The organism is Microbulbifer guangxiensis (assembly GCF_021729075.1).
Lineage (GTDB): Bacteria > Pseudomonadota > Gammaproteobacteria > Pseudomonadales > Cellvibrionaceae > Microbulbifer > Microbulbifer guangxiensis.
Window position 1 is genome coordinate 310,813 of the sequence record NZ_JAJSAQ010000003.1, and the last position, 23,038, is coordinate 333,850.

General features: G+C 61.4%; 22 protein-coding genes and 1 tRNA gene. 9 read left to right on the forward strand and 14 right to left on the reverse strand.

Going from position 1 to position 23,038, the window contains the following annotated elements; translation table 11 throughout:
* Positions 1 to 6: 6 nt before the first annotated feature.
* The 3 genes from LVD12_RS08375 to LVD12_RS08385 are packed head-to-tail and all read right to left on the reverse strand — an operon-like array spanning position 7 to position 4,128.
* Positions 7 to 1,059 (reverse strand): hypothetical protein, encoded by a 1,053-nt coding sequence (locus LVD12_RS08375; protein WP_237067251.1) that lies wholly within the window; start codon positions 1,057 to 1,059, stop codon positions 7 to 9.
* Positions 1,046 to 3,547, reverse strand: coding sequence for a TcfC E-set like domain-containing protein (locus LVD12_RS08380; RefSeq protein ID WP_237067252.1), 2,502 nt, complete (start codon positions 3,545 to 3,547; stop codon positions 1,046 to 1,048). The genes LVD12_RS08375 and LVD12_RS08380 overlap by 14 nt, the downstream gene beginning before the upstream one ends.
* A 38-nt stretch (positions 3,548 to 3,585) precedes the next feature.
* Positions 3,586 to 4,128, reverse strand: coding sequence for a hypothetical protein (locus tag LVD12_RS08385; protein ID WP_237067253.1), 543 nt, complete (start codon positions 4,126 to 4,128; stop codon positions 3,586 to 3,588).
* 315 nt (positions 4,129 to 4,443) lie between these two features.
* Here LVD12_RS08385 and gltX point away from each other — a divergent pair, with 315 nt between their 5' ends.
* Together gltX and LVD12_RS08395 are read left to right on the forward strand one after the other, a co-directional pair.
* Entirely contained in the window at positions 4,444 to 5,919 is a 1,476-nt protein-coding gene (gene gltX / locus LVD12_RS08390) for a glutamate--tRNA ligase (RefSeq protein WP_237067254.1), read from the forward strand.
* A gap of 156 nt (positions 5,920 to 6,075) precedes the next feature.
* A tRNA-Ala gene (locus LVD12_RS08395) sits at positions 6,076 to 6,151 on the forward strand.
* Between the two features lie 377 nt (positions 6,152 to 6,528).
* Here the strand turns inward: LVD12_RS08395 and LVD12_RS08400 are convergent.
* From LVD12_RS08400 to can, 6 genes are all read right to left on the reverse strand, one after another.
* Positions 6,529 to 7,275 carry an endonuclease NucS domain-containing protein gene (locus LVD12_RS08400; protein ID WP_237067255.1) on the reverse strand — a complete coding sequence of 249 codons (747 nt, stop codon included), beginning with the start codon at positions 7,273 to 7,275 and terminating at the stop codon, positions 6,529 to 6,531.
* Between the two features lie 101 nt (positions 7,276 to 7,376).
* Complete coding sequence (locus LVD12_RS08405; RefSeq protein ID WP_237067256.1) at positions 7,377 to 7,859, reverse strand: hypothetical protein; 483 nt, start codon at positions 7,857 to 7,859, stop codon at positions 7,377 to 7,379.
* Positions 7,860 to 8,024: 165 nt separating this feature from the next.
* Positions 8,025 to 8,888, reverse strand: a complete 864-nt coding sequence (locus LVD12_RS08410) for a glycerophosphodiester phosphodiesterase (RefSeq protein WP_237067257.1) — start codon at positions 8,886 to 8,888, stop codon at positions 8,025 to 8,027.
* A 76-nt stretch (positions 8,889 to 8,964) separates the two neighbouring features.
* Positions 8,965 to 9,480: a flavin reductase family protein gene (locus LVD12_RS08415; RefSeq protein ID WP_237067258.1), complete on the reverse strand. Its 516-nt coding sequence runs from the start codon at positions 9,478 to 9,480 to the stop codon at positions 8,965 to 8,967.
* A 137-nt stretch (positions 9,481 to 9,617) separates the two neighbouring features.
* Complete coding sequence (locus LVD12_RS08420) at positions 9,618 to 11,285, reverse strand: FAD-dependent oxidoreductase (RefSeq protein WP_305080516.1); 1,668 nt, start codon at positions 11,283 to 11,285, stop codon at positions 9,618 to 9,620.
* Between the two features lie 91 nt (positions 11,286 to 11,376).
* Positions 11,377 to 12,033, reverse strand: coding sequence for a carbonate dehydratase (gene can / locus LVD12_RS08435; RefSeq protein ID WP_237067259.1), 657 nt, complete (start codon positions 12,031 to 12,033; stop codon positions 11,377 to 11,379).
* Between the two features lie 206 nt (positions 12,034 to 12,239).
* Between can and LVD12_RS08440 the strand changes: the two genes are divergently transcribed.
* The 7 genes from LVD12_RS08440 to LVD12_RS08470 all read left to right on the forward strand — a co-directional run bounded on the left by LVD12_RS08440 (position 12,240) and on the right by LVD12_RS08470 (position 18,629).
* Positions 12,240 to 12,407: a hypothetical protein gene (locus tag LVD12_RS08440; protein WP_237067260.1), complete on the forward strand. Its 168-nt coding sequence runs from the start codon at positions 12,240 to 12,242 to the stop codon at positions 12,405 to 12,407.
* Between the two features lie 106 nt (positions 12,408 to 12,513).
* The gene (locus LVD12_RS08445) at positions 12,514 to 13,005 is read left to right on the forward strand and encodes a GNAT family N-acetyltransferase (RefSeq protein ID WP_237067261.1); all 492 of its coding nucleotides are present in this window, start codon (positions 12,514 to 12,516) and stop codon (positions 13,003 to 13,005) included.
* A 148-nt stretch (positions 13,006 to 13,153) separates the two neighbouring features.
* Positions 13,154 to 13,876 (forward strand): hypothetical protein, encoded by a 723-nt coding sequence (locus tag LVD12_RS08450; protein WP_237067262.1) that lies wholly within the window; start codon positions 13,154 to 13,156, stop codon positions 13,874 to 13,876.
* Between the two features lie 207 nt (positions 13,877 to 14,083).
* Positions 14,084 to 15,331 carry a phospholipase A gene (locus tag LVD12_RS08455; protein ID WP_237067263.1) on the forward strand — a complete coding sequence of 416 codons (1,248 nt, stop codon included), beginning with the start codon at positions 14,084 to 14,086 and terminating at the stop codon, positions 15,329 to 15,331.
* Between the two features lie 49 nt (positions 15,332 to 15,380).
* Positions 15,381 to 15,785 carry an NUDIX hydrolase gene (locus tag LVD12_RS08460; protein WP_237067264.1) on the forward strand — a complete coding sequence of 135 codons (405 nt, stop codon included), beginning with the start codon at positions 15,381 to 15,383 and terminating at the stop codon, positions 15,783 to 15,785.
* Between the two features lie 53 nt (positions 15,786 to 15,838).
* Positions 15,839 to 17,884, forward strand: a complete 2,046-nt coding sequence (locus LVD12_RS08465) for an aminotransferase class I/II-fold pyridoxal phosphate-dependent enzyme (protein WP_237067265.1) — start codon at positions 15,839 to 15,841, stop codon at positions 17,882 to 17,884.
* Positions 17,885 to 17,894: 10 nt separating this feature from the next.
* Complete coding sequence (locus LVD12_RS08470; protein ID WP_237067266.1) at positions 17,895 to 18,629, forward strand: SDR family NAD(P)-dependent oxidoreductase; 735 nt, start codon at positions 17,895 to 17,897, stop codon at positions 18,627 to 18,629.
* 13 nt (positions 18,630 to 18,642) lie between these two features.
* Here LVD12_RS08470 and LVD12_RS08475 read toward each other — a convergent pair whose 3' ends face one another.
* The 5 genes from LVD12_RS08475 to LVD12_RS08495 form a co-directional block, all read right to left on the reverse strand.
* Positions 18,643 to 19,086: a hypothetical protein gene (locus tag LVD12_RS08475; RefSeq protein ID WP_237067267.1), complete on the reverse strand. Its 444-nt coding sequence runs from the start codon at positions 19,084 to 19,086 to the stop codon at positions 18,643 to 18,645.
* Positions 19,087 to 19,138: 52 nt separating this feature from the next.
* Positions 19,139 to 20,797: an acyl-CoA dehydrogenase family protein gene (locus LVD12_RS08480; RefSeq protein WP_237067268.1), complete on the reverse strand. Its 1,659-nt coding sequence runs from the start codon at positions 20,795 to 20,797 to the stop codon at positions 19,139 to 19,141.
* A gap of 188 nt (positions 20,798 to 20,985) precedes the next feature.
* Entirely contained in the window at positions 20,986 to 21,987 is a 1,002-nt protein-coding gene (gene holA, locus LVD12_RS08485) for a DNA polymerase III subunit delta (protein WP_237067269.1), read from the reverse strand.
* Between the two features lie 13 nt (positions 21,988 to 22,000).
* Positions 22,001 to 22,525 (reverse strand): LPS-assembly lipoprotein LptE, encoded by a 525-nt coding sequence (locus LVD12_RS08490; protein WP_237067270.1) that lies wholly within the window; start codon positions 22,523 to 22,525, stop codon positions 22,001 to 22,003.
* Positions 22,522 to 23,001 carry a hypothetical protein gene (locus LVD12_RS08495; protein ID WP_237067271.1) on the reverse strand — a complete coding sequence of 160 codons (480 nt, stop codon included), beginning with the start codon at positions 22,999 to 23,001 and terminating at the stop codon, positions 22,522 to 22,524. Before LVD12_RS08495 ends, LVD12_RS08490 begins: the two co-directional genes overlap by 4 nt.
* Between the last annotated feature and the right edge of the window lie 37 nt (positions 23,002 to 23,038).

The window sequence follows — 23,038 nt, forward strand, 5'->3', positions numbered from 1 at the left end:
GCCCGTTTACTCCACTTCGACCGTCAGCGTCAGCGTATCGGAGTAACTGGTTTCTGTCGCCGCGCCGATCCGGGCTGGCGGCACGCGGATATCGATACGCATGTTTTCCTCGCTGTAGCTGTTGCAGTCCACCTGGGGGTGTCCACGCCAGGTGTTGGAGGAAATCACGGCTTCCCGCAGTGATTCTGTCCTGCCTCCCGAAGAAACCACCGTTTCGTACTGAAGGTTTTCTGCAGCCCCCTGTAACAGGAAAGCACCGCTACCGGCCTGGCTGTCGGCAGTGATGCGGTAGAGGGTGCGGGCAGTGGTGTAAACACAGAAGCTCTGGCTGTCCACATAAGCCCCGTTACCGTCTGGGGCCAGAACCATGTCTTCCAGGCCGGAGATGCGAATTTCCGTGTCCACCACCAGGCTGATGGTGAAAACCACTTCCTCGCCGGTGGCAAGTCGGGTAACCGGTTTGCTGCCATCGCAGGGTAGCGCACCGCCGACATCATTATTGCCGCACTGGTCGATGCCCAGTGAGAAGGTACCACTGTAGAAGTTACCTTTCAGTTTGCCGAGATTTTGCAGCGAAACGTTGATCGTTGCCGGCACCTGTCGCCCATTGGCGCCGCCGGGAAAGAGCCCGGTGAGTTGCCCCGGAGCGAGTTCCTCAGAGACACCGCTGCTGGAGAAAGTAAGCGTCACCTCCGCGTTGTCCTGCACCCCGGCGAGAATAAATTTCCTGCCGTTGCCCGTGGTAGGGCCGTTCAGGGCTACCGCGTAAGGCGTGGCGAACTCACAGGTTTCACTGAACCCATCCGGCGAGCAGCTGCGCAGGGTAAAGGTCACCGTGCCCTGATCGCGAATAGAAGGCTTGAAGGCGAAAGTATTGTCGGTGTTTTCCAGTTGGCAAACACCGATCAGGCGTTCGTCGTATTCTGCTGCGGTCGGGTCATTGGGCGGGCCGGCACCATTGTCACACGGGCGCGCGTTGGTGGACTCGGACCAGGCCGGCGGGGTGAGGAATAGAGCACAGAGCATTCCTAAAGAGCGCAGGGCGCTAGCGACTCGCATGTTCACTCCCGCTCTCGTGGCACTCTGCTGTGGCCAGGTCGATCACGCCCAGGTTGACCCAGTGATCGCCGGAGCTTTGCTCCGGCAGGGAGACCAGACAGTTGCCCCAGCGGACCGGAGGCACCTTCAGCTGGCGGGGGTTGCCCCGCATCTCCATCTGGAATACCCCCATATCGTCGGTAACCGCATTGAAGTCACCGATACTGATCTTCACCCCGGGTAACGGTGAGCCGTCCCTGACGATGCGCCCCAGCGCCAGAATCAGGGGCTGGATGACATACTCTGCACGGGCCACGTTGCCGGGATACAGTGTCAGGGTTTCCCGCTGTTCACGGTAATCATAGAAGCCGTCTTCCAGAGGTTTCAGTGCAACCTCGTAGCTGCCGAAAGCCGGCAGGTTGATCAGTGACCGGCCACCGCCTTTGGCATAACCGCGCCGTACCCCATTGACGAGAATTTCAAAATCCTCATCCGCGCTACCATCGATATCGACCATCACCGCACTGTCGTAGGGGCGCTCGCCACCCCAGGCAAAACCCTTGCGGTTGATCATCAGGTTGGTGGAGAAACTGCCCAGGTAATTGAGTGACCTCTGGAGACCACTATCGAGATACTGCACGGTGGAACTGGCAAAACCGCGGTGACCTGCGAGCCGCGTGTTGCTGCGCAGATAGTGGCCATCCCGGTCTGATTCGGCAGAGAACTGCTGGTCGAGTTCCAGTGCCCACAGTTCGCGATCATTCCATGTAGAGTCAAAGCCGGCCCGCACTCCATCACCGCTCGTATCACTGCGATCGCTGCGCAGGCGTGCACTGTGGTTCCAGTGATGGCCGCGCAGGCGCATCTGGAAACTTGCCGTGGTGAGCTGCTGTCCGTCCGCATCGCTGTGGGCCAGTGTGAATTCACCCAGCCAGTTGCGTGTGCGGAACAGGTTGCGGCGGTATTCCAGCGTGGTCAGGCGTTCAGCGGCAGTGGTTTCGTCGTCCAGCGTGAACTCGGGTTGGGACAGGGACACGCCGCGATCGCGCTCGCTGTAACGCAGCGCCAGTTGGCCGCCGCCGATCGGCGCGGTGAGCGTGGCATTGCGCTGGAAGAAGCCGCGATTCAGAAGGGCGTAAGCGCCCGGTTCCAGTGGCTCCTCTTCATCCTCCAGCCGCGACTCGTTGGCGCTCAGCTGGAACCAGGGGGTCTTCAGAGCCGCGTAAAGCCGGTAGCCGCCGCGGCCAGAATCGGTCTCCAGCAGGCTAGGGGAAACCTCCACATAGGGGGTAACCCAGCGCGCCCCCAGCTCCAGCAGTTGCGTGTGGTTGGTTGCCGCCGCACTGGCGAAGAGACCGGCGTTATCGAGCACACGACGCGCCACGCCGCCCTGCAGGAACAGGTCATCGGTGGCCTCCGGTAACAGTTCCTCCGAGCTGAGCTGTGCCGGCTGCCCGGCCTGCAGGCTCCAGCGCCACTCGCCGGGCGCGGGCAGTAACGAGTCCTTGGCAAAAAACTCCGTGTATTCCGCCAACACGCGCCCGCTCTCATCCAGGGTGCGTACCTCCAGCTCGTAAGCGCCGCCGGGAAGGCTGGAGGTATCCAGTAACTGGTTGCCGGCCTCCAGCAGCGCGCTGTACAGCAGTCGCCCCTCACGACGGACTTCGACCCGCCCGCGCACCGGCATGTTTACTTCCAGCGGTGCACCCTGCTGATAGCGGTTGTCGGCACGGCTGTTGTTGGAGCTGCGGTATTCCACACCGTACAGGTAGGGTGTCGCACTGAAGCTGCTGAAACTGCTGAAGGGCTGTATCAGCCCCACTGAATAGGCCCGGCCCCGGTAATCCCGGGTCCAGTGCAGCTCATACACCTGGCCATCGTCCCTGTCTCCCACGGTCCACTGGCTGTGCAGGCCGCTCTCGCCGAAACTCAGAATCGATTGCCCGTACAGGGAGAATGCCTCGGAGTCCGGGCCCGTCTCGCTCTGCACACCGGACCAGCTGCCGGTGAGGTTCTGCACAAAGGAGAATTCACTGCTGGATTCGGGCAGGTAGGGATCTTCAATCGCTGCGCGCTGGGGCAGCAGGTGGGGAGCGATAAAGAGATCGATGCGGAAGCGATTGTCGTCGTAGATCAGCCCGAGTTCGCTCGGGCTCAAAATGCCACAATTGCGTTGCTGCGCCGTGCGGCACAGCCGGTCGCCATTACGGGCAAGGGGGCGTTCCAGCAGGGATTGGATCAGGTCCGGGTCCAGCGTTTGTGGGAGCAGCTGGAGCACAATTTGCGGGTTTTCAAAGCGTACCGTGCCGGGATCGACGGTGACCTGGGCAGTGCCAAGTTCACGGTTGCCGAAATAGATATCGGCAACCAGGGTCTGGGGCTCTACAAGATCAGCAAAGCCCTCGGGTATCCCGGTTTCCAGCGCAAAAGCTGCACTGGCTGCCGCGCCAAAAGCATTATTGGCACAGCAGCAGAGCATAAAACCGAATGCTGCTGTTTTGCGCTTCATACGATGGGAGGCGGAGTCAGGCTCCGCCCGGAATGAGGTTAGTTGCCAGAAACGGTAACGGTTAATGTATCCGTCAGGTTCGTGGTATCAGTGATTGATTCCCACTCAGCTGCCTCGACAGTGACAAACAACTTGGCATTGTCAGTTGTGCATCCGAGTGTGCCCAGATTCGTAAATCCTGCAATGCTGCCATCTGCGGTCGGAGAGACACCGCTCGCAGAGTTTTCGTCATCATCAAACGCCACCAGGTAGTCGATGGTGTCGGTGCCGTTGCTAAGCTGGTAGACAGCGGAGTCAGCACCGCCATTGGTGCTATCGAGCTCAATGGAATAGCCGCTGAAGCCGACGCCTCCAACACAAAGAGTTCCGCTGGTGGCGATATCGGTGCCGGCGGGGGTCCCTGCGGTTGTCAGGGTGATGTCCTCGAGGCCTTTAACAACGATAAGGCTGCCCACTTCCAGGGTGATTAGAGAGGTACCTGAAGAGTTGGTGGCGCCTACATTTCCTTGCGTGGCAGCGTGGGCGCCTATTGCCGCGGTAGCTGCGACAGTAGCAACGAAAGCACGAATGGTGGTCTTCATTTCCAGTGTTCCCCGAAGTCCATTGTTGTAAATGATGTTCTGGTTATATCCATTTCCCGGTACGCAAGCACTCACGCACCGGATCGCTGACTCTGGCGAAACGTCCTGAAGCCAGGTCACCTTATGGGCGCAAGTCTACTCTTTTTGTGACGCCAGTCACGTTATTTTGAGGGGTTTTTCTTCTTTTTGGTGCAAATTTGCGCCAACTGACAGGTTATGGAGGTTGGCGCCTCAGGGCTGTGCGGTCGGCCGCCGGCCCATTTATAATGCCGCGCCTAAACTTGACCCCAATCCACATCCCCAATCAGGTTTGTTATGACCGTAAGAACCCGAATTGCCCCTTCCCCCACCGGTGATCCCCACGTCGGCACCGCCTATATCGCCCTGTTCAATATGTGTTTCGCCCGCGCCCAGGGCGGCCAGTTCGTGCTGCGGATCGAGGACACCGACCAGCAGCGCAGCACCCCGGAATCGGAGAAGGCAATCCTGGACAGCCTGCGCTGGCTGGGCCTGGACTGGGATGAGGGTCCGGATGTGGAGGGGCCTCACGGCCCCTATCGCCAGAGTGAGCGCGGCGATATCTACCGCAAGTACTGCGAGCAGCTGGTCGAGAAGGGCCACGCGTTCCACTGCTACCGCACCGCCGACGAGCTGGAGCAGCTGCGCGAGCAACTGCGTGAGGCCGGCCGCACTGCGCTGAAGCCGAGTGACCTGGCCCTGCCGGCAGAGGAAGTGGAGAAGCGCAAGGCTGCCGGTGAACCCTATGTGGTGCGTATGAATGTGCCGGAGAGCGGCACCTGTGTGGTGGAGGACCTGCTACGCGGCCCGATTGAAATCGACTGGGCCCAGGTAGACGCCCAGATCCTGCTCAAGTCCGATGGCATGCCCACTTACCACCTGGCCAACGTGGTGGATGATCACCTGATGGAGATCACCCACGTGCTGCGCGGCGAGGAGTGGATCAACTCCGCCCCCAAACACAAGCTGCTGTACGAATACTTCGGCTGGCAGATGCCGGTGCTGTGCCACCTGCCACTGCTGCGCAACCCGGACAAGACCAAGCTGTCCAAGCGCAAGAACCCCACCTCGATCCTGTACTACCAGCGCGCCGGCTTTATGCCCGAGGCCCTGCTGAACTACCTGGGCCGCATGGGCTGGTCCATGCCGGATGAGAGCGAGAAGTTCACCCTGGACCAGATGCTGGAGCACTTCGACATCCACCGCGTCTCCCTGGGCGGCCCGGTGTTCGACGTGGAAAAGCTCTCCTGGCTAAATGGCATGTGGATCCGCGAGCTGGAAAACGAGCAGCTGGCAGACCGGCTGACCCAATGGATGTTCAACCGCGACAACCTGCTCAAGGTGCTGCCCCACGCCAAGGAGCGCATGGAGACCTTCGGCGACTTCGCCCCGCTGGTCGCCTTCCTGGCCGCCGGCCAGCTGCCCCTGACCGAGGCCAGCTTTGCCGACAACAAGCTGGATCTGGACGATCAGAAGAAGCTCCTGCAGTTCGCCCTCTGGCGCCTGGAGGCCCTGCGCAGCTGGGACAAGGACAGCATCTTCCAGACCGTGAAGGCCCTGGCCACCGCCATGGAGATCAAGCTGAAGGACTTCAACGCGCCTCTGTTCGTGGCCATCAGTGGGACCACGGCGTCCTTCTCAGTCATGGATGCCATGGTCCTGCTGGGCCCCGATCTCACCCGTGCCCGCCTGCGCCACGCCGTCGACGTGCTCGGCGGCGCCGGCAAGAAAGTGCTCAAGCGCTGGGAGAAAGAGTACGCCGGCCTGGTCTAAGACCCTGAGGGCGGGGCCAGCCCCGCCCGAAACCAAACGCGACGCGCCGGTCGTAACTGATTGATTAAAAAGTTATTTTTTCTGTTGACAGGCGCCGGCGCACTGTTAAAATGCGCCTCGCTTTCAGGGGAAACGCACTCCGAAAGCGAACAATTTGGGGCTATAGCTCAGCTGGGAGAGCGCAACACTGGCAGTGTTGAGGTCAGCGGTTCGATCCCGCTTAGCTCCACCAAACAAAGAAACCCTCGCACCGAAAGGTGCGGGGGTTTTTTGTTTGGCGCCGAGGATCGAACCGCTGAAAGCGGTTTGATCCCGCCGGGGCGCGCAGCCTTAGCTCCACCAAATACAGAAAAGGCCGCATCCGAAAGGATGCGGCCTTTTCTGTATTTGGTTTCCGCTGTGGGAGCGAGGTATGGCTTCGGTTCACAAGGAGCCGCTCTAGCGGCGACGCAGAGCGCCCGGATGGCCGGGCTCGCGCACGAGCGAATCCGTGAATCATCCCGCTTGGCTCCGCCGAAATATCTTTGCAAATCAATTGAGGTGATACCTTTTTTGCGCTGGCAAAAAAGCGCGGCGGGCCAAATGCCTGCTGCAACAGACAGGTGGGAGTCATGCATTCAGACCGCTAACTGGTCTAATAGATACAGCCAGTTCATATTCAGCCAAAGCAACCTCTGGGAGCCCATCACAAGCAAGGCGTAGATCTTCGCTAATATTCTTGGCGACGATCACGCCTCTAACATTTTGGCCTTCGTCAGAATGGTTCTTCTTGATCCAGTTCATATAGCGAAGTAGTTGGCCGACTACTCGATCATATCCCTTGGATACCTTTAATTCGATTACGACGTAGTTGCCAGATAAATCAACTGCCAGTATATCGATGAACCGACCTCCGACAGGGAACTCCACGCCAGTAATGCCCTCATCCGTATACAAGGTAAGGCCTGGCTCTATAAGTTGAAGGTTTCTCGCCAGGAAATTTCGAAGATCATGCTCGTAGGCAAACTCGCCCGTTCCCTCGGAGGGGGATTCATTTGGTTCCTCAGAGGCTGGAGTGGACTCAGAGATTGGAGTGGGGTCTCGCCCTGGTTCGTACAGTCGAAAAGTGCTGCTATCAATTTTGAAGAAGTGATCATCCGATCCGTCAGGCCGGGCACTATATTGGAGCCTTGAAAGCACGTTGGTTGAGAGCCGGACCAGGTGCGCTGCAACGGTTCCTTGTTTGATCTTTGGGTAGTTTTCAGCAAACCACTGAACAGCTTGCTCCCTGGTGAACGTATCGCCAGGGGAAATGCCAAGTGCAGGGATCATCTCTTGCATCAGTATTCGAACTGGCTTGTCATACATCGCTGGCATTGGTTTTTCTCCCTATCCTTATGCTGCCCAGCACCCCCTCAGGCAAGTAAGAAAGTTGTTGTGAGTTCAGCTTCGACGGTATGCGATTGTGCCGGCGCTTGTCATGTGATTTTTACAAATTTGATGTCGTAGCTCTCGCATTGGACTTCATAGGCCCAATCGTATGTTTCTAATATATATGTCTGGACTCCGTTTTCTATCACTATATTGAAGCTCGAAATCTCATGGCATTTTGGATTGCCATACCATCTCCAATCGTCGATCCTGACTTTGGACCATTTGGATACATCTTTGAATTCGATTTCACAGGTAAAGAGTTCCCCGTAAAGTTCCTCTGGGTCGGGGTTACCGTCAACTTCACCAGTAATACACAATTTATTTTTTGATGAATCATACTCTTCATCGTGTAGGAAAAATGCAGTCCTGCCGTGGAATTCCCCCAGTTCTGTCTTTATTGGTGCAATCGTAATTTTGCGTTTCTCTTTAATTTGGGGTTTCTCTTGTAGTGCTAGAAACACGTAGTAACCACCAAGGCCAATTGCAAAAGCAATGACTAACCAAAGGTTTATAGACTCAGTTATCATTTTTTTGGTGTGAGTGACCGTGTCGATAGGTTTTCATTCGAAAGATGGGGGTTTTGGGTTCTGTTCGCAATACTGGCTGCTGTCGGGTGAGATAAAGCCCCAGGTGGCCGGAGCCACAAGTACTGCTCTGCAGATTCTGTTTGAAAGACAAGGGAGCAGGATGGCCTAAACCGACCCCGACTGCGAACTCACCGCCGGAGTCGTCACCTGAGCCGGTGGCTCACCCTCCATCTCCTCCGGCGGCTGCAAATGCTGCTGCATCAACACTTCCGCCGTCTTCGAGGCGTTGTAGTTCATGACCAGTTTCGGCTCATCAGTGAAAACGCCGTCAGCGCCAATGGCTGACATCAGGTGCAGGTCTTCCGTGCTGTTGACGGTGAATACATAGCTCTTGAGCCCGCGGCGCTTGCCATCGGCGATCATCTCCGCGTCGGCGAAGTCGAGGCTCAGGTGCAGGGAGTAGGCCTTGAGGGGCTCGGCGCAGGCGGCCAGGTCCAGGGGGATGCCGTCGATCAGCACGCCGCGGCGCACTTCCGGCAGTAGCTGCAGGGATTCATACAGCTGGCGGTGATCGAAGGAGGAGAGCAGGTACTGCTCGAAGCTGGCGCCATTGTCGCGGACGTAGGATTCCAGCTCCGCGGCCACCAGTGCAGCGCAGTTGGGGCCTTTCAGCTCGATGTTCAGCTGGGCGTGGTTATCCACCACCTCGAGCACTTCTCGCAGGGTGGGTACGCGGCCGCCGCAGGGCAGCAGCATTTCGCGCAGGGTTTCGGGGCACAGGTCGGTGATGAGTTCGCTGCCGGCAATCAGGCGGCCCAGGCGGCGGTCATGCTTGACCAGCAGCTGGCCGCCGATATTCCAGATATCGATCTCGATGCCATCGACGTCAAACTCCAGGGCATGCTGGATGGCCTCCAGAGTGTTCTCTGTGGCTCGCTCCCGGTAGCCGCGATGTGCGAAGCAGAAGAGGGTGCCCGGAATCTGCATACGTCCCCAGTCGGATAACTTGACCGTTCGTACGTCTGCCATATCGGCAGTCTGCGCCTGAAGTATGACGCTGGTATGACGACCGGGCCACTCCGGGGGAGAAATTTTTACCGATCGGTCAGTCGTCGGCGGAGAGGGAGCGATAGCAACCGCGGTGGAAAACCAGCGGTTCACCGCCGTTGGCTTTAAAGTCCTGTACTTCCCCAAGGATGATCGTGTGGTCGCCACCTTCAACACAGTTGTACAGGCGGCAGTGGAAGTAGGCGGCGCAATCCTCCAGCAGCGGCACCTGCTCCGGCCCCTGGTGCCAGCGGACCTGGCCGAACTTGTCGGCACCGCGGCCGGCGAACAGGTTGGAAACGTGCTGCTGGTCCGCTTTGAGGATATGCACGGCGAAATAGGGCTGTTTGGTGAAGGCCTCGTAGCCCAGCGACTGGCGGTCGATGCTCCACAGGATCAGGGCGGGATCCAGGGAGACCGAATTGAAGCTGTTGACCGTCATCCCCAGTGGCGCGCCGTTGGCATCGCAGGTGGTGACCACGGTCACGCCGGTGGCGAACTGCCCCAGGGTATCGCGCAGGGCGCGGCTCTGCAGTGCGTTGGGGGCGGGGGCCGTGGAATGCTGTGTGGTCATACTGTTGCTTAAAAAGTGATCGCTTTTACTGAGGCGGCCATTCTACGGTAAATAAGCCGTCATTGCCCACCTGGCGATGCGCGGGCATCCCTGTTGCGGTGGGCAATGACGACCTGTTGGCGTCGCCGTTAACGTGGTTAGTCAGTCATCAATGGCTGGCATTCACCGGAGAGGCTGTCGCGCCGGGCGATGGCATCACCGGTGAGTGCAAAGCCGAGCAGGCGGCCATCGGGCCCGCGGAACTCGGCGCTGACGCCGCCACTGCCCGCCTGCACCTGCCACTCCCCCTCACTGCCGGGCTTGGGCGGGCAGACGGTCGTCGGGCGCAGGGTGGTTTTTACGGCGACGGGCATGACGCCATAGCTCACCGGCGTCTCGTCGCCGGACAGGGTCTTGGCCAGGGCGCGGGCGCACTGCATCAGGGGGGCGACGAAGTAGAGCAGGTGGCCGTCCACTTCGGCGCAGTCTCCCAGGGCGTAGATGTTCGGGTCACTGCTCTGCAGGCTGCGGTTGACGGCGATCCCCCGGTTGACGGCCAGCCCGGCGGCCTCGGCGAGACCGGTATTGGGCTGCAGGCCCAGGGCGGCCAGGGCGATGTCCGCCTGCAGGGTTTCCCCGTTGTCCAGTTGGGCGGTGATGCCGCCGTCGCGGTGCCGCAGGGCGGACACTTTGCGTCCGCCGTGGAAGCGGACACCGGCTTCGCCGAGTACCTTTTCCAGGTCGCGACCGGCGGCCTCCGGCAGCAGGGTGGCCAGCGGCCAGGCGAGGGGGTCGACCAGATCGACGTCGTAACCGGCCTGGATGAGGTCGTTGGCAAACTCGCAGCCGATCAGCCCCGCACCGACCAGCAGCACCTTTTTGCGGTTGGCCAGCGCGGTGCGGAAGCGGTGATAGTCGCTGAGGCTGTTGATACGGAACAGGCGCGAGAAACCATCACCGTCCATGGGCGGCAGCGGACGGCAACCGGCGCCGGTGGCAAACACCAGCTTGCCATAGCGCAGGGTGGCCTGGTGGCTGCCATCCTCGGGTACCAGGGTGAGTGTGCGGGTGGCGGTATTCACATCGTTCACGTGGGTGTGGACGAGGATCTCCGCTGCCAGCTCCTTCGCCATCTCCTCGGCTGAGGCGCTGGCCAGCTGTTGCGGGGTCTTGCCGTGCGCCAGGGAGGCGGACAGCAGCGGCTTGGAATAGAAGGTGCCGTCATCCGCGGTGATCAGCACCAGCGGCGTGCGCTGGTCCTGCTTGCGGAATTCGCGGGCCAGGTTGTAACCGGCCAGGCCGGTGCCGATGATGACAACCGGTTCGCGGCCACTGTCGACCCGGGGCGCCTGCGGCTCGGGTGTGGCGGCCGGCTGGGGGGCTTCCTCGCTCACCAGCACCATGTCGAATTCGTCCTTGCCGACGCCGCACTGCGGGCAGCACCAGTCGTCGGGAATATCCTCCCAGCGGGTGCCGGGGGCGATGCCATCTTCCGGCCAGCCCTTGGATTCGTCGTAGACCCAGCCGCAGACCATGCATTCCCAGATCCGGTAGCCGCCGCTCTGTGCCTGCTTCGGTGCCTCTGTTACCGCGCCGGACGCCTCCTTGGCGCTCGATGAATCGTCCGGGCTGGCGGTTGGCTCTGCACCAGCCGCCACGGGCAGCATCTCAAAGTCTTCCTTGGCTGCGCCGCACTCCGGGCAGCTCCAGTCGTCGGGGATGTCCTCCCAGCGGGTGCCGGGAGCGATGCCGTCCTCGGGCCAGCCCTTGGATTCATCGTACACCCAGCCACAAATCTGACATTCCCAAACGCGGTATCCGGCCATGCTCTCTCCCCAACGGCACTACAGTGCCCGGCTGCTGCCGGGCACGAAAAAGTCGAGGCGGGAGTGTAAGAAAAATCGCCGGGGAAGTCTGCTATTCAGCGTCGCGCTGGGCGATGTTGGTGAGGGCGTTGTGGTAGATCTCCGGCAGCTCCTCGCTCCCGGTGATGGAGATGCCCTGCTCGTGGACGAGCCCGTCCCGCAGGCCGTAGATCCAGCCGTTGACAGACAGGGACTGGCCGCGCTGCCAGGCATCGCGGACGATGGTGGTCTGGCAGACGTTGACCACCTGTTCGAGTACGTTGAGTTCGCACAGCAGGTCGACCCGTTGCTTTTCCTCGAAAAGCTTGATCAGTGCCTGGTGCTTGTCGCGCACATCCTGGATATGGCGCAGCCAGTTGTCGATCAGGCCCAGCTGCATGTTCTCCAGCGCCGCCTGCACACCGCCACAGCCGTAGTGCCCGCAGACAATGATGTGCTTCACCTTGAGGATTTCTACTGCGTACTGCAGGACCGACAGGCAGTTGAGGTCGGTGTGCACCACGACATTGGCCACATTGCGGTGAACGAAGAGCTCCCCCGGCAGCAGGCCGACAATTTCATTGGCGGGCACGCGGCTGTCCGCACAGCCAATCCACAGATACTGGGGGGACTGTTGCTTGGACAGCTGGAGGAAGAAGTCCGGTCGCTCTTTCGAGGTAGCCAGGGACCACTGCCGGTTGTTTTCGATCAGATGCTTGAGTGGGGGCACAGGAAATTCCAGGGTGACTAAGTATTCACTAAACGATCGAGCTTACCCGCGATAAGCCAAACAACCAAGGATTGTGATAGTTGCCGGCCGTGGTGACGCTGAAACGCCCGGGTGAATTTGCTAATCTGCAGCCACGGTCAGGGTCTCTCAGGGACCGATCCAACCAGTGTAGTGCCAGCCACACGCCCCTGCGCCTGGAGGCAAGGATGAGAAGAAGAAAGAGTAAGGCCCAGCCCCGGAGCCGGCGCCCCTACCGCGCCAGCCCCCTCTGCCGCCACCGGATCCGGGTGCGCTGGCTGCTGGCGCAGCGTATTCGGCTGCAGAATTACAAACGCCGGTTTCCCGCCGCGGAATCTGAACCGGAAACCGACTGACCCCCTGCGCGGGCACTGACAGAGACAGGGCAGCCCGCAATGCAATGCATCAATCAATATGGCGGTGTGCCACCGCGCTCCATCGCGTCGAACCCCAGGAGTACCCATGAGCGAAAGCACAGTCGATATTGTGATCGCCGACTACGCCGACCCCCTGCATGCAAGGGCAATCATCCAGTTGATGGATGAATATGCGCGCGATCCCTACGGCGGTGGTGAGCCGCTGAGCGGAACTTGTCGCGAGCAGTTGGTGACAAAGCTGGCCGCATTTCCCGGTGCCTTTTCGGTCCTCGCTTTTGATGGCACCAGCGCTCTGGGACTGGTGAACTGCTTCACGGGCTTTTCGACCTTTGCCTGCAAACCGTTGGTGAATATCCACGATGTGATTGTCACCGAGGGGGCCCGCGGGCGCGGGCTGTGTGCGCGGATGCTGGACAGCGTTGCCCGGGAGGCAAAACGCCGGGGCTGCTGCAAGCTCACCATGGAAGTGCTGGAGAAAAACCTGCCCGCCCAGCGAGCCTACCGCAAGGTCGGTTTCGAGCCCTACGTGCTGGATGAAAACATGGGGGCGGCACTATTCTGGCAGCGGTATCTGTGATCACTTTTCGTGCCGCAGCCTCCCGCTCAAGTCGAGGGTGAAGCGGCGCCAAACGCGGCGCACCTGAGTCCCCCTGTGCAATACTTTTCCCTGCAATGCGTTCCCCCCAAAGTGCAATGTGCCGGGCGGAACAGGGAGGAAGTTTGCAATGCGATTGAGTTCCACACTGGCGCAGGGTCGCTACGAATACAGCTGTGATGGTCGCACCATGCCGGTGCAGGACAACTGGCAGCTGGGCCTCGACGAGCACGGCAACCGTATGCTGGAAAGCCAGCGCCTGGTTGGCGAGCAGGGGCACGGTATGGCGGTGCGCGCGCTCCTGCAGGCGGGTCTGGTGACGGAGTGCGAGGTTCGCTGGCGGGATGAGGTGGACGAGGTCCACGCGCACTATTCACTGCAGCGGGCGGTCGACTCGGCTCCGGCCATGGGGGATACGATCCTGGCGCGATGGAGCGGTCCCAATGGTCCGCAGGAAGCCGAACTGGAGGGACGCAACCGCCTGCTGTTCCCGCTGATGCGTATTTTCATGGGACCGCTGTTGCTCAAGCTGAACGAGTATCGCGATGGGCTCGAAGCGGTGAGCCCGGACGTGGTGGATCCCTCGCAGCGGGGCAAGTTGCTGGCTCCGCGCATCAGTTTCCGCTCTGCCCGCCCCATGGCCGGTGACGCAGCCACCCAGGGCGCCCAGGAACTGGGTACGGATATCACTGCTTTTATCTACCACGGTGACGAAGCCGAGCGGGACGCCCACTGCTTCCTCGACAGTCGCGGCCTGTTGATCGGCTATGACTGGCCCTCGAGCACTGGCCGTATGTGGCAGGTCAGGCTGCGGGACCTGGAGTGGTCGTCACAGCTTGAGGCGCTGGCCTGAGCCAAACCTGGGGTGCGCAGCTATACCAGCCCGGGATGCACTGCACGCCCCAGGTCGACGCCTGTGCCTTACAGCACCCACTGATCCCCCCCCCCGATCCCGCGGGCAGCCCCTTGATGCCGCATGCCCCGTTTTTTCCTCGTACAGCATTCTCCGGCGCCACGGTGTAAGCTTGGCCCCCAAGCTGTCACGTCAGGAGACATTGTCTTGCCACACGGTCGTGCCCCGGGCTTTTTCCCCGCATCGATAATTTCCGCGCCCCTGCTGTTCTCTCTTGCGCTCGCCGCACAACTGTCTGTTGCCCAGGAGGAGTCCACAACTACCCGGGAAGAGCCTGCAGCTGCCCGGGAAGATCCGGCAAGTGTTCTGGAGCAACCCGCGGGCGCGCTGGAAGAATCTGCCCCTGTTGAAAGCAGCGAGGAGGTGCTGGATATCCCGGTGGTCAGCTCTCCCGAGGAACTTCCAATCCAGCAGCGGGAGGAGAACTGCCTGCGCGAACAGTTGCTGGTCGCGCCGGCCAGTATCACCCTGGAGGAAATGCGCCGCTTCTGCGCCCGGCGCGTGCGTGAGGCACCCGAACGGCGTGAGCCGCAGCCGCTTTTCGGTACCGTGGCCGAACCGCTGCCCGGAGAGACCGAAACGACCGTCGAGGTGGCCACCAGCCAGGCGGCACAGGCCATCCGCGACGCGGCCAACAACCCGTTTACCCTGGCCTCGCACAAGGTCAACTACCTGTTGCCGGTGGTCTACAACCCCGCGCCCAACGAGGCCGGACTGGAGGACTTCGAAGAAGAAAACACGGAAACCCACCTCAATGAAATCGAGGTCCAGTTCCAGCTTTCGGTGCAGGTGCCGATCTGGCGCGGGTTTCTGGGCAAGGCCTCGTTCATGAGCCTGGCCTACTCCAACAAGAGTTTCTGGCAGGCGTACAACTCGGACGACTCCTCACCGTTCCGGGAGACCAACCATGAACCGGAACTGATCGTGACCTGGCTCAATGACTGGAGCGTGTTCGGCTTCCAGAATGTCGCCAACCAGCTGGCCATCAACCACCAGTCCAACGGCCGCAGCGAACCGCTCTCCCGCAGCTGGAACCGGGTGTATGCCAATTTCTTCCTCGAGCGGGAAAACCTGCTGATCAGCTTCAAACCCTGGTACCGTATCCCGGAGGGGCGGGAGAACGACGACAACCCCGACATCGAGGCCTATCTCGGTTACTTCGAGCTGGCGGGTACTTACAGCATGGTGAATAACCACAGTGTGTCCATGATGCTGCGCAATAACCTGCGTTCGGATAACCGCGGCGCCTTCGAGTTGCGCTGGGGCTTCCCCCTCGGCAGCCGGGTGCGCGGCTATGTGAAGTACTTTACCGGCTACGGCGAGAGCTTGATCGACTACGACGAGTCGGTGAACACCCTGGGTATCGGGCTTGAACTGGCTCGGGGGGCACAGTAAGTCGTGGTTGCCGCCTGCCGTGAACAGGAATTCATCGTGGGGAGCGGCCATGAGTTTTGAGGATACCTATCGCCTCAGTGCGCATGCGGTGATCACCAATGATGTCGGCGAGGTCCTGCAGCTCAGGGCCACCTACGCGGACTGCAGCTGGGGGCTGCCCGGCGGCGCCCTCGACCCGGGCGAGACCGTCCACGAGGCGCTGCTGCGTGAATGCCGCGAGGAGCTGGGCCGCGATGTGCGCATCGATTACCTGAGTGGCATCTATTACCACCGGGTATACCGTTCGCATGTTTTCATTTTTCGGGCGCATTTTGTCGATTCCGGCGCCATTATTCTTTCCGATGAGCACTCTGACATGGGGTACTTCCCCCTCGACAGCCTGTCGCCGGTCCAGCGCCAGCGGGTGGTCGACTGCCTCGAGTTCGATGGTCGCGTCCGCAGCGCCCGGTTCTGAGTCCTGACGCGCGGCTATGCTTTCCAGATAAGGCAGTAAATCTGGGAAGTGCCATGCCGGACCTGGGCAACCTGAGAGAGGGGCAGCAGCCCCTGGAGTGCCATGTGGCCCTGATCAGCGCCGACCGGCAGCTGAGCCACGACTGGGTGCACGCCCTGAACAACACGGCGGCCCAGCATGAGAATCCCTTCGGCCTGAAGTTCAGTGCGGTGCTGCCGAGCGCCGCCGAGCGGCTGCTGCACAAGGATGGCAAACTGCAGGCCCTGATCGTGGATGCGGGGGTCGAGGCCGCCGGACTCTCGGCCGCGGAAGAGCTGGCTGATCGCCTGCACCTGGTGCGTGCCCAGCTCAACGTATTTCTGGTCGCACTCGGGTGCGATATCTCTGTATCCCTCCGCCAGCGCTTCGACGAATTGTTCGACCGCCGAGAGGGCAACTTCAATCACATGTTCCGCTTGGTGCAGGCCTTTATCGCCCGGCGCGCCTCCACCCCCTTTGCCGATACTCTCCGGGATTACGTGTTCAGCGCCCGGGATGCGTGGCATACCCCGGGGCACTCCGGTGGCGACAGCCTGCGCAACAGCCCCTGGGTGGGGGACTTCTACCGCTTTATGGGTGAGCATGTATTCAACACCGACCTGTCGGTATCGGTGCAGGTGCTGGACAGCCTGCTGGAGCCACACTCGGTCATCCAGGCATCGCAGGATCTCGCCGCCCAGACTTTTGGTGCGCGGCAGACCTTCTTCCTCACCAACGGCACCTCCACCGCCAACAAAGTGGTCATTCAGCAGATCCTCGGCGGCGGTGGAAAAATTATCGTGGACCAGGCCTGCCACAAATCGGTCCACCATGCGATCGTTATGAACCGCTGCCAGCCGGTTTACCTGAAATGCACTCTGCATCCCGATTTCGGCATCTATGGCCCCGTGCGGCGCGAGGACATCGAGCGGGCACTGGAGGCCAACCGCGACGCGAAGTTGCTGGTGCTGACTTCCTGTACCTACGACGGCCTGCGCTATGACCTGCGGCCGATTATCGAGCGGGCCCACGCCCTGGGGGTGAAGGTGCTGGTGGACGAAGCCTGGTATGCCCACGGTTACTTCCACCCGTTACTGCGCCCGACCGCACTGGAATGCGGGGCGGACTATGTGACCCAGAGCACCCACAAGACCCTGTCGGCATTCTCCCAGGCCAGTATGATCCATGTGCAGGATCCGGATTTTGACGAGTTCCGCTTCCGCGAGAACCTCAACATGCACGCCTCCACCAGCCCCCAGTACGCGATGATCGCCAGCCTGGACGTTGCCCGTAAGCAGGCGGCGATGGAGGGCTACGGTCGCCTCGAGCGCTCGCTGAAGATGGTGGAGATCCTGCGCCGAGCGGTGGACCAGACCGGGGTGTTCCGCGCGCTTACCCGCGAAGACCTGATCCCGGCGCCGCTGGCCAGTGACGGTATCCGCCTCGATCCCACCAAGGTCACCATCGACATCTCCGCCAGTGGCTACACCGGCAAGGAAATGCAGATCCGGCTGTTTGATCAGTATGGAATCCAGGTGGAGAAGACCACGTACAACACGGTCAGCGTACTGGTCACCTTGGGCAGCACCGAGAGCAAGCTGTTGCGTCTGGTCCATGCCTTCAAGCAGCTGGCCCAGTATCCGCGCCGTCGCATGCACCCGGCTTCCCCGCGGCGGCTGCCGGAATTCACCCGGCTGCTATGCCTGCCGGCGGATGCCTACTTCGCTGATACCGAAGAGCTGCCGCTGATGGACGATGGCGTGCAGGCCGAGAAGCACCTGGTCGGCCGTGTCAGCGCCGACGAGATCGTGCCATACCCGCCGGGAATTCCGGTACTGGTGCCGGGGCAGGAGATCTCCGCGCAGATCATCCAGTACCTGCAGCAGCTGCTGCAGGGGCAGAACGCCACCGAGATTCACGGGCTTATCTTCCGTTCCGACGAGCCGATGTTGCGGGTCATGCGCGAGCTGTCGCAGCGTCCGTCTGCGGGCACTCCGCCGGCGACGGAACCGTCCGGAATAGCACCGCGAACAGCGGGCGGTGATGAGCGCGGGCCTGTCAACCACAAAAAGGCCGTGTGAGGGGGTAGCCGTGTTTGATCAGCCCGAACGCATCCTGCTCGCCGGGGCCAGCGGCGGCATCGCCGTCGCCCTGGGTGTCGAACTGGAAAAACGCTTTCCCGATGCAGAATTGATGAGCGTCAGCCGCAGCGCGGAGGCGCCAGGGGAAATTTCTCCGGCCCGGCATCTGCAAGCCGATTTGACCGACCCCGCCGCAGTGGAGGACGTGCGCGCGTTCATCCAGGATGGCGATGGTCCGCCGGACTGGGTCATCTGCTGCTGTGGCATCCTGCACACTGGCGAGCACGGTCCGGAAAAGGCACTGGACCAGTGCGAGGAGGACTGGTTACTGGAATCCATGCGGGTCAACGTCGTTACCCACATGCATCTGGCCAAAGCGCTGGCACCGGTGCTGAAACCGAGCCGCCCGCTGGTTTGGGCGTCGCTGTCAGCGAAGGTTGGCAGTATCGGCGATAACCAGCTGGGTGGATGGTACAGCTACCGCATGAGCAAGGCGGCACTGAACATGTTCATCCGCAACCTCTCTATCGAGTGGGGCCGGCGGCTCGACCACTGCTGTGTGGTGGCCGTGCACCCCGGGACGACCGATACCGCACTTTCCGAACCTTTCCAGAAAAATATCCCGGAAGACAAGCTCTACAGTGCAGACACCAGTGCCGAGCGCATCGTGGATGTACTGGCGGGCCTGGATCAGGAGCGCAACGGCAAGCTGCTGTTCTGGGATGGGGAAGTACTGCCCTGGTAGGGCAGCACGCTGTTCAGGTCGCAGGGACGGGTGGTGGCTGGTGTCGCTGTGCCAGGCTCTTCGCGGTCTTGCGTGCCCAGTTTATCCAGAACGCTTCGACGATCGGTTCTTGCTGAATCTCATCTTCATCGACTTCCGGCACCTGCCATTTGCGCAAAGTCATTTCATCGATGAACCATCGTGGCAGCATCACATCGTGATGCTCGATGTAGTGCTCGAGCCCTTCTGGCCAGAGCCAGCGCCCGTCCGTCAGGCAGCGCGATCCCAGAGCGGCCCCGCACTCGGGGAACCTGCACCGTGAATATCCGCGCCAGCGGGTATGGGTTTTTCCGCTTTGCAGGTACCGGACGATGCGCGGGCGTTCCGCGGCACGCCAGCCGGGCGCGATGAGCGATTGGGGTCGGGGATAGTCCCACAGGTAAGGGACGCTGCGCCAATAGCCGACTTCGAGCAACATGTTGCCTCCACGGGGTTACAGGGATTAGGGAGTGTAGCTTTCGCCGGGGCGTTCACCCCCGCCCCGGGTCCCCCCGTTCGACCAGCCGCTCGAGATCGACACCGCGGGGCAGGGTACCGGTATTGTGCGCACTTCGAGGCAGTAGGCGCGAGGCAATGAAGGCCTCGGCGACGGCGCTGTTGCCGCCCTGAACCAGCAGGTGGGCCTGCATTGTCAGGGCCATCTGGTCCACCAGGTGGCGGGCCCGGTACTCGATCTGGTCCCGATCCGTCAGCTGTTTTCTCAGGCTCCTGATGGCTTTGTCCAGCGATGGGTCGGCACCGGCGCTTTCCGATAATTCATCGAACCAGTGGTTGAGTATGGCCGGGGTCTTGCCGATGGCCCGCAGTACATCCAGCGCCTGGATATTACCGGAGCCCTCCCAGATCGCATTGATGGGGGCATCGCGGTACAGGCGGGCGGTGATGAAATTCTCGATCACACCGTTGCCGCCCAGGCACTCCATCGCCTCGTAGGCGTGATGGGGCGTACGTTTACAGATCCAGTATTTGCCCACCGCGGCGCCGAGCCGCATCAGCATCCGCTCGTGTTCACTGTCGGGATGATCCATTGCCCGGGCCATGCGCATGGTCATGGCTACCGAGCCTTCGACTTCCAGCTGCAGGTCGGCGAGCACGTTCTGCATCAGCGGCTGCTCGATCAATGGCCTGCCGAAGGCGCTGCGGTGGGCGGCATGGTGTACGGCCTGTACCACCGCCTGGCGCTGGCCACCGGCGGAGCCGATCATGCAGTCGAAGCGGGTAGTGGCCACCATCTCAATGATCGCATTTACCCCGCGTCCCTCCTCACCCACCAGCCAGCCGAGGGCACCGCGCAGCTCGATTTCCGACGAGGCGTTGGAGACATTGCCAGCCTTGTTTTTCAGGCGCTGCACCTGGATCGGGTTCTTGCTGCCATCCGGGCGCCAGCGGGGCACCAGGAAACAGCTGAGGCCTTTGGGGGACTGCGCCAGCATCAGGAAGGCATCGCACATGGGGGCCGAAGTGAACCACTTGTGGCCGGTCAGCTCGTAGCTGTCGTCGCCCACCGGGGCGGCAGTCGTGGTATTGGCGCGCACATCGGAGCCGCCCTGTTTCTCGGTCATGGCCATGCCGATGGTGAGCTGGGCCTTCTCGGTATAGGGGCGGTTGGACGGGTCGTAGCTCCGGGCGGTGATTTTTGGCAGCCACTCCTCTGCCAGCCGGGGTGCCAGGCGGATGGACGGCACCGAGGCAAAAGTCATGGTCACGGGGCAACCGTGGCCGGCCTCCAGCTGGCAGTGCAGGTAGTACTTGGCGGCGCGGGCGACATGGGCGCCGGGGCCCGGGTCCGTCCAGGGTGCGCTATGCAGGCCCTCCGACAGCGCCAGCTGCATCAACTGGTGGTAGGCGGGATGGTAGCGGACCAGGTCGACACGGTTGCCGACCCGGTCGTGGCTTTCAAAAATCGGTTTGAACTCGTTGGCATCGTAACCGCGCTGGATCATCTCCGGGCGGCCGCAGACCTCGCCGTAGCGCTGCAGGTCATCCTCAGCCCAGTGCCCGCCGAAGTGACGCACGGCATCCCGCAGCGCGTGGTCCCCCGCATACAGGTTGTGTCCCGCCAGCGATGGCGCCTGGTTGAACACTTCATGTGTGTCGGGCCGGGCAGAAGGTGGCAGCTGCTCGCTCATTGCGTTCCTCGCGATGGGCCGGGTGTGGCTCATTCAATGTAAACGCCACAAGGCGATCCGCAAAATGCATTTCCTGACAAATCTCAGGGCATTTCCGGGCGCGCGGGATATCGCTGTTAACAGGGGAAGAGGGGCACAAGAAGGGGGGCGACTGGCCGGGAAGAAATATGAAGGAGCTCAGGGCGTGGTCAGAGACTGCGCTTGCCGGAGAGGTTGAGCGTCAGTTCCAGCAGCCCGGTCCAGGGATTGAGTTCGCGTCCGCCTTTGATGGCGTTGTCCACCGCGCGGGCTCGCAGCAGCAGTGCTTCCAGTTGCCGGCGCGGCAGGCGGTTGATGGCGCCCTGCACGAGGGGCTGGCGCTTCTGGATACGCACCAGCCGGCTCAGCGGCTGGCCCTGGTCCAGCTTCTCACCGATCTCCAGCAGGCTGCGGATTTCCCGCGCCAGGGCCCAGAGTACGATGGGTGCCTCTACCCCCTCGGCGCGCAGGCCATGCAGGGTCTTTACGGCCGCTTCGGCATCCCCGGCCAGGGCGCGATCGATCAGCCCGAACACGTCGTAGCGGGCGGAGCTGGCCACGGCATCGTTCATGGTGGCGGCGGTAATCAGGTTGTCGTTACTCAGCAGCTTGAGCTTTTCGATTTCCTGGCTGGCCGCCAGCAGATTGCCCTCGACCCGCTCGGCGAGGATCTGGATGGCTTCGGGCTCGGCATCGAGGCCCTCAGCACGCAGCCGCTGGTGAATCCAGCGCGGCATTTCATTGGCGTCCACCGGCCAGATCTGGATCAGTGCGCCGCGCTGTTCCAGGGCTTTCATCCACTTGCTGTTGACCTGGGCGCGGTCCACCTTGGGCAGCACCAGTAGCAGTACCAGGTCGTCACCGCCGATCCGGGCAAATTCCTGCAGGGCCTTGCTGCCCTTGTCCCCGGGCTTGCCGTTGGGCAGGCGCACTTCGATCAGTTTCTTCTCGGCAAACAGCGACAGGCTGCCGGCAGAGGCGATCAGCTGGCCCCAGTCGAAATTGTTCTCGGCATGGAGCAGCTCGCGCTCGTTGAATCCCTGTTTTTTTGCCGCGGCACGGATACTGTCACAGCATTCCTGCACCAGCAGCGGCTCGTCCCCGGACACGACATAAATGGGGGCAAGACCCTTGTTGAGGCTCTGTGGCAACTGGCGGGGATTGAGGCGCATAGCTCGGTTTGTCTCAGTAACTGCGTTCTTCGAGCGGAGCGCCCACATCGATGCGGCGCAGGCGGTCGATGATGCGGCCGATCAGTTCCCGGCGCATTTCCTCGCGCAACAGGAGCTCTTCCTCGCCCTTGCTCACCACTTCGTTGTCATCCCACTCCAGTGTGCGGTAGACGTCCGCCTCGGCATTGTTGAGCAGTACGCGACCGCTGCTGTCGGCAACACTGTAGAGGGCGCTGGTAATCAGTTCATACTCGGCGGCACGGCCCTTGGCATCCACAGCCACGGTGCGGCGGCGCTCATCTTCCTTGTGAATGGTGAGCACATAGTCTGCAAGAGAGGGCGACTCTGCCATGGGAATGCCACCGCTGCGCAGCAGGCGGGTGAGCTCTTCGGCAATCCCGGAGCGGGGATCCTCCGCGGTGATATAGAGCTGGCTACCCGGAGGGAAGTTCTTCGGCGCACCGCGCAGGTGCCAGCCGCAGGCGGTCAGCGATATCACAATCAAGACACCCAGTGTGCGGGCTAATATTTTTTTCATTGTTTATTCGAATAGAAGCTCTTGTTGAGTTTGGTCGGGCGCTGGCCGCCGGTGACCGCCGGCAGTCCGGGGGCATCACCGAACACCAGCTTGCCGTCAATGATGGCGATGATCTGGGTCACGCGCTCACCGACACCAGGCAATGTCATGCCGCCGCTTTGCAGTTCATTCACTTCCAGGTCAATGTCCTGCGCCCTGTCACCGTCGACGGTGGTGCGCATCTCGCCAAGCCGGTAGCGGCCAGTGGAGACTATCTCCATCCCCATAGGAGTCTTGCAGCCGGCGTCAATGAAGAACGTGCTTTTGGCCCTGTATTCACCCGCTGCGGTGAAGCGGCTGCTGACTTGCAGGTAGCGACCGGAGGCTTGTTTGCACTGGCTTTGCCACTGCCCCACCAATTCACCCGACAGGCCCTTTGCGTAAGCGGTACCGGTGGCCAGCAGGCCGGCCACCGCAATTGCAGTCAATCTGTACAAGGCAAGTACCCCCGAAAACCTGGGCTACCTAGTAACC

Excerpts from the sequence above, each read along its gene's own strand:
- LVD12_RS08375 (WP_237067251.1), bottom strand. The coding sequence starts at position 1,059 with ATGCGAGTCGCTAGCGCCCTGCGCTCTTTAGGAATGCTCTGTGCTCTA.
- LVD12_RS08380 (WP_237067252.1), bottom strand. The coding sequence starts at position 3,547 with ATGAAGCGCAAAACAGCAGCATTCGGTTTTATGCTCTGCTGCTGTGCC.
- LVD12_RS08385 (WP_237067253.1), bottom strand. The coding sequence starts at position 4,128 with ATGAAGACCACCATTCGTGCTTTCGTTGCTACTGTCGCAGCTACCGCG.
- gltX (WP_237067254.1), top strand. The coding sequence starts at position 4,444 with ATGACCGTAAGAACCCGAATTGCCCCTTCCCCCACCGGTGATCCCCAC.
- LVD12_RS08400 (WP_237067255.1), bottom strand. The coding sequence starts at position 7,275 with ATGCCAGCGATGTATGACAAGCCAGTTCGAATACTGATGCAAGAGATG.
- LVD12_RS08405 (WP_237067256.1), bottom strand. The coding sequence starts at position 7,859 with ATGATAACTGAGTCTATAAACCTTTGGTTAGTCATTGCTTTTGCAATT.
- LVD12_RS08410 (WP_237067257.1), bottom strand. The coding sequence starts at position 8,888 with ATGGCAGACGTACGAACGGTCAAGTTATCCGACTGGGGACGTATGCAG.
- LVD12_RS08415 (WP_237067258.1), bottom strand. The coding sequence starts at position 9,480 with ATGACCACACAGCATTCCACGGCCCCCGCCCCCAACGCACTGCAGAGC.
- LVD12_RS08420 (WP_305080516.1), bottom strand. The coding sequence starts at position 11,285 with ATGGCCGGATACCGCGTTTGGGAATGTCAGATTTGTGGCTGGGTGTAC.
- LVD12_RS08440 (WP_237067260.1), top strand. The coding sequence starts at position 12,240 with ATGAGAAGAAGAAAGAGTAAGGCCCAGCCCCGGAGCCGGCGCCCCTAC.
- LVD12_RS08445 (WP_237067261.1), top strand. The coding sequence starts at position 12,514 with ATGAGCGAAAGCACAGTCGATATTGTGATCGCCGACTACGCCGACCCC.
- LVD12_RS08450 (WP_237067262.1), top strand. The coding sequence starts at position 13,154 with ATGCGATTGAGTTCCACACTGGCGCAGGGTCGCTACGAATACAGCTGT.
- LVD12_RS08460 (WP_237067264.1), top strand. The coding sequence starts at position 15,381 with ATGAGTTTTGAGGATACCTATCGCCTCAGTGCGCATGCGGTGATCACC.
- LVD12_RS08465 (WP_237067265.1), top strand. The coding sequence starts at position 15,839 with ATGCCGGACCTGGGCAACCTGAGAGAGGGGCAGCAGCCCCTGGAGTGC.
- LVD12_RS08475 (WP_237067267.1), bottom strand. The coding sequence starts at position 19,086 with ATGTTGCTCGAAGTCGGCTATTGGCGCAGCGTCCCTTACCTGTGGGAC.
- LVD12_RS08480 (WP_237067268.1), bottom strand. The coding sequence starts at position 20,797 with ATGAGCGAGCAGCTGCCACCTTCTGCCCGGCCCGACACACATGAAGTG.
- holA (WP_237067269.1), bottom strand. The coding sequence starts at position 21,987 with ATGCGCCTCAATCCCCGCCAGTTGCCACAGAGCCTCAACAAGGGTCTT.
- LVD12_RS08490 (WP_237067270.1), bottom strand. The coding sequence starts at position 22,525 with ATGAAAAAAATATTAGCCCGCACACTGGGTGTCTTGATTGTGATATCG.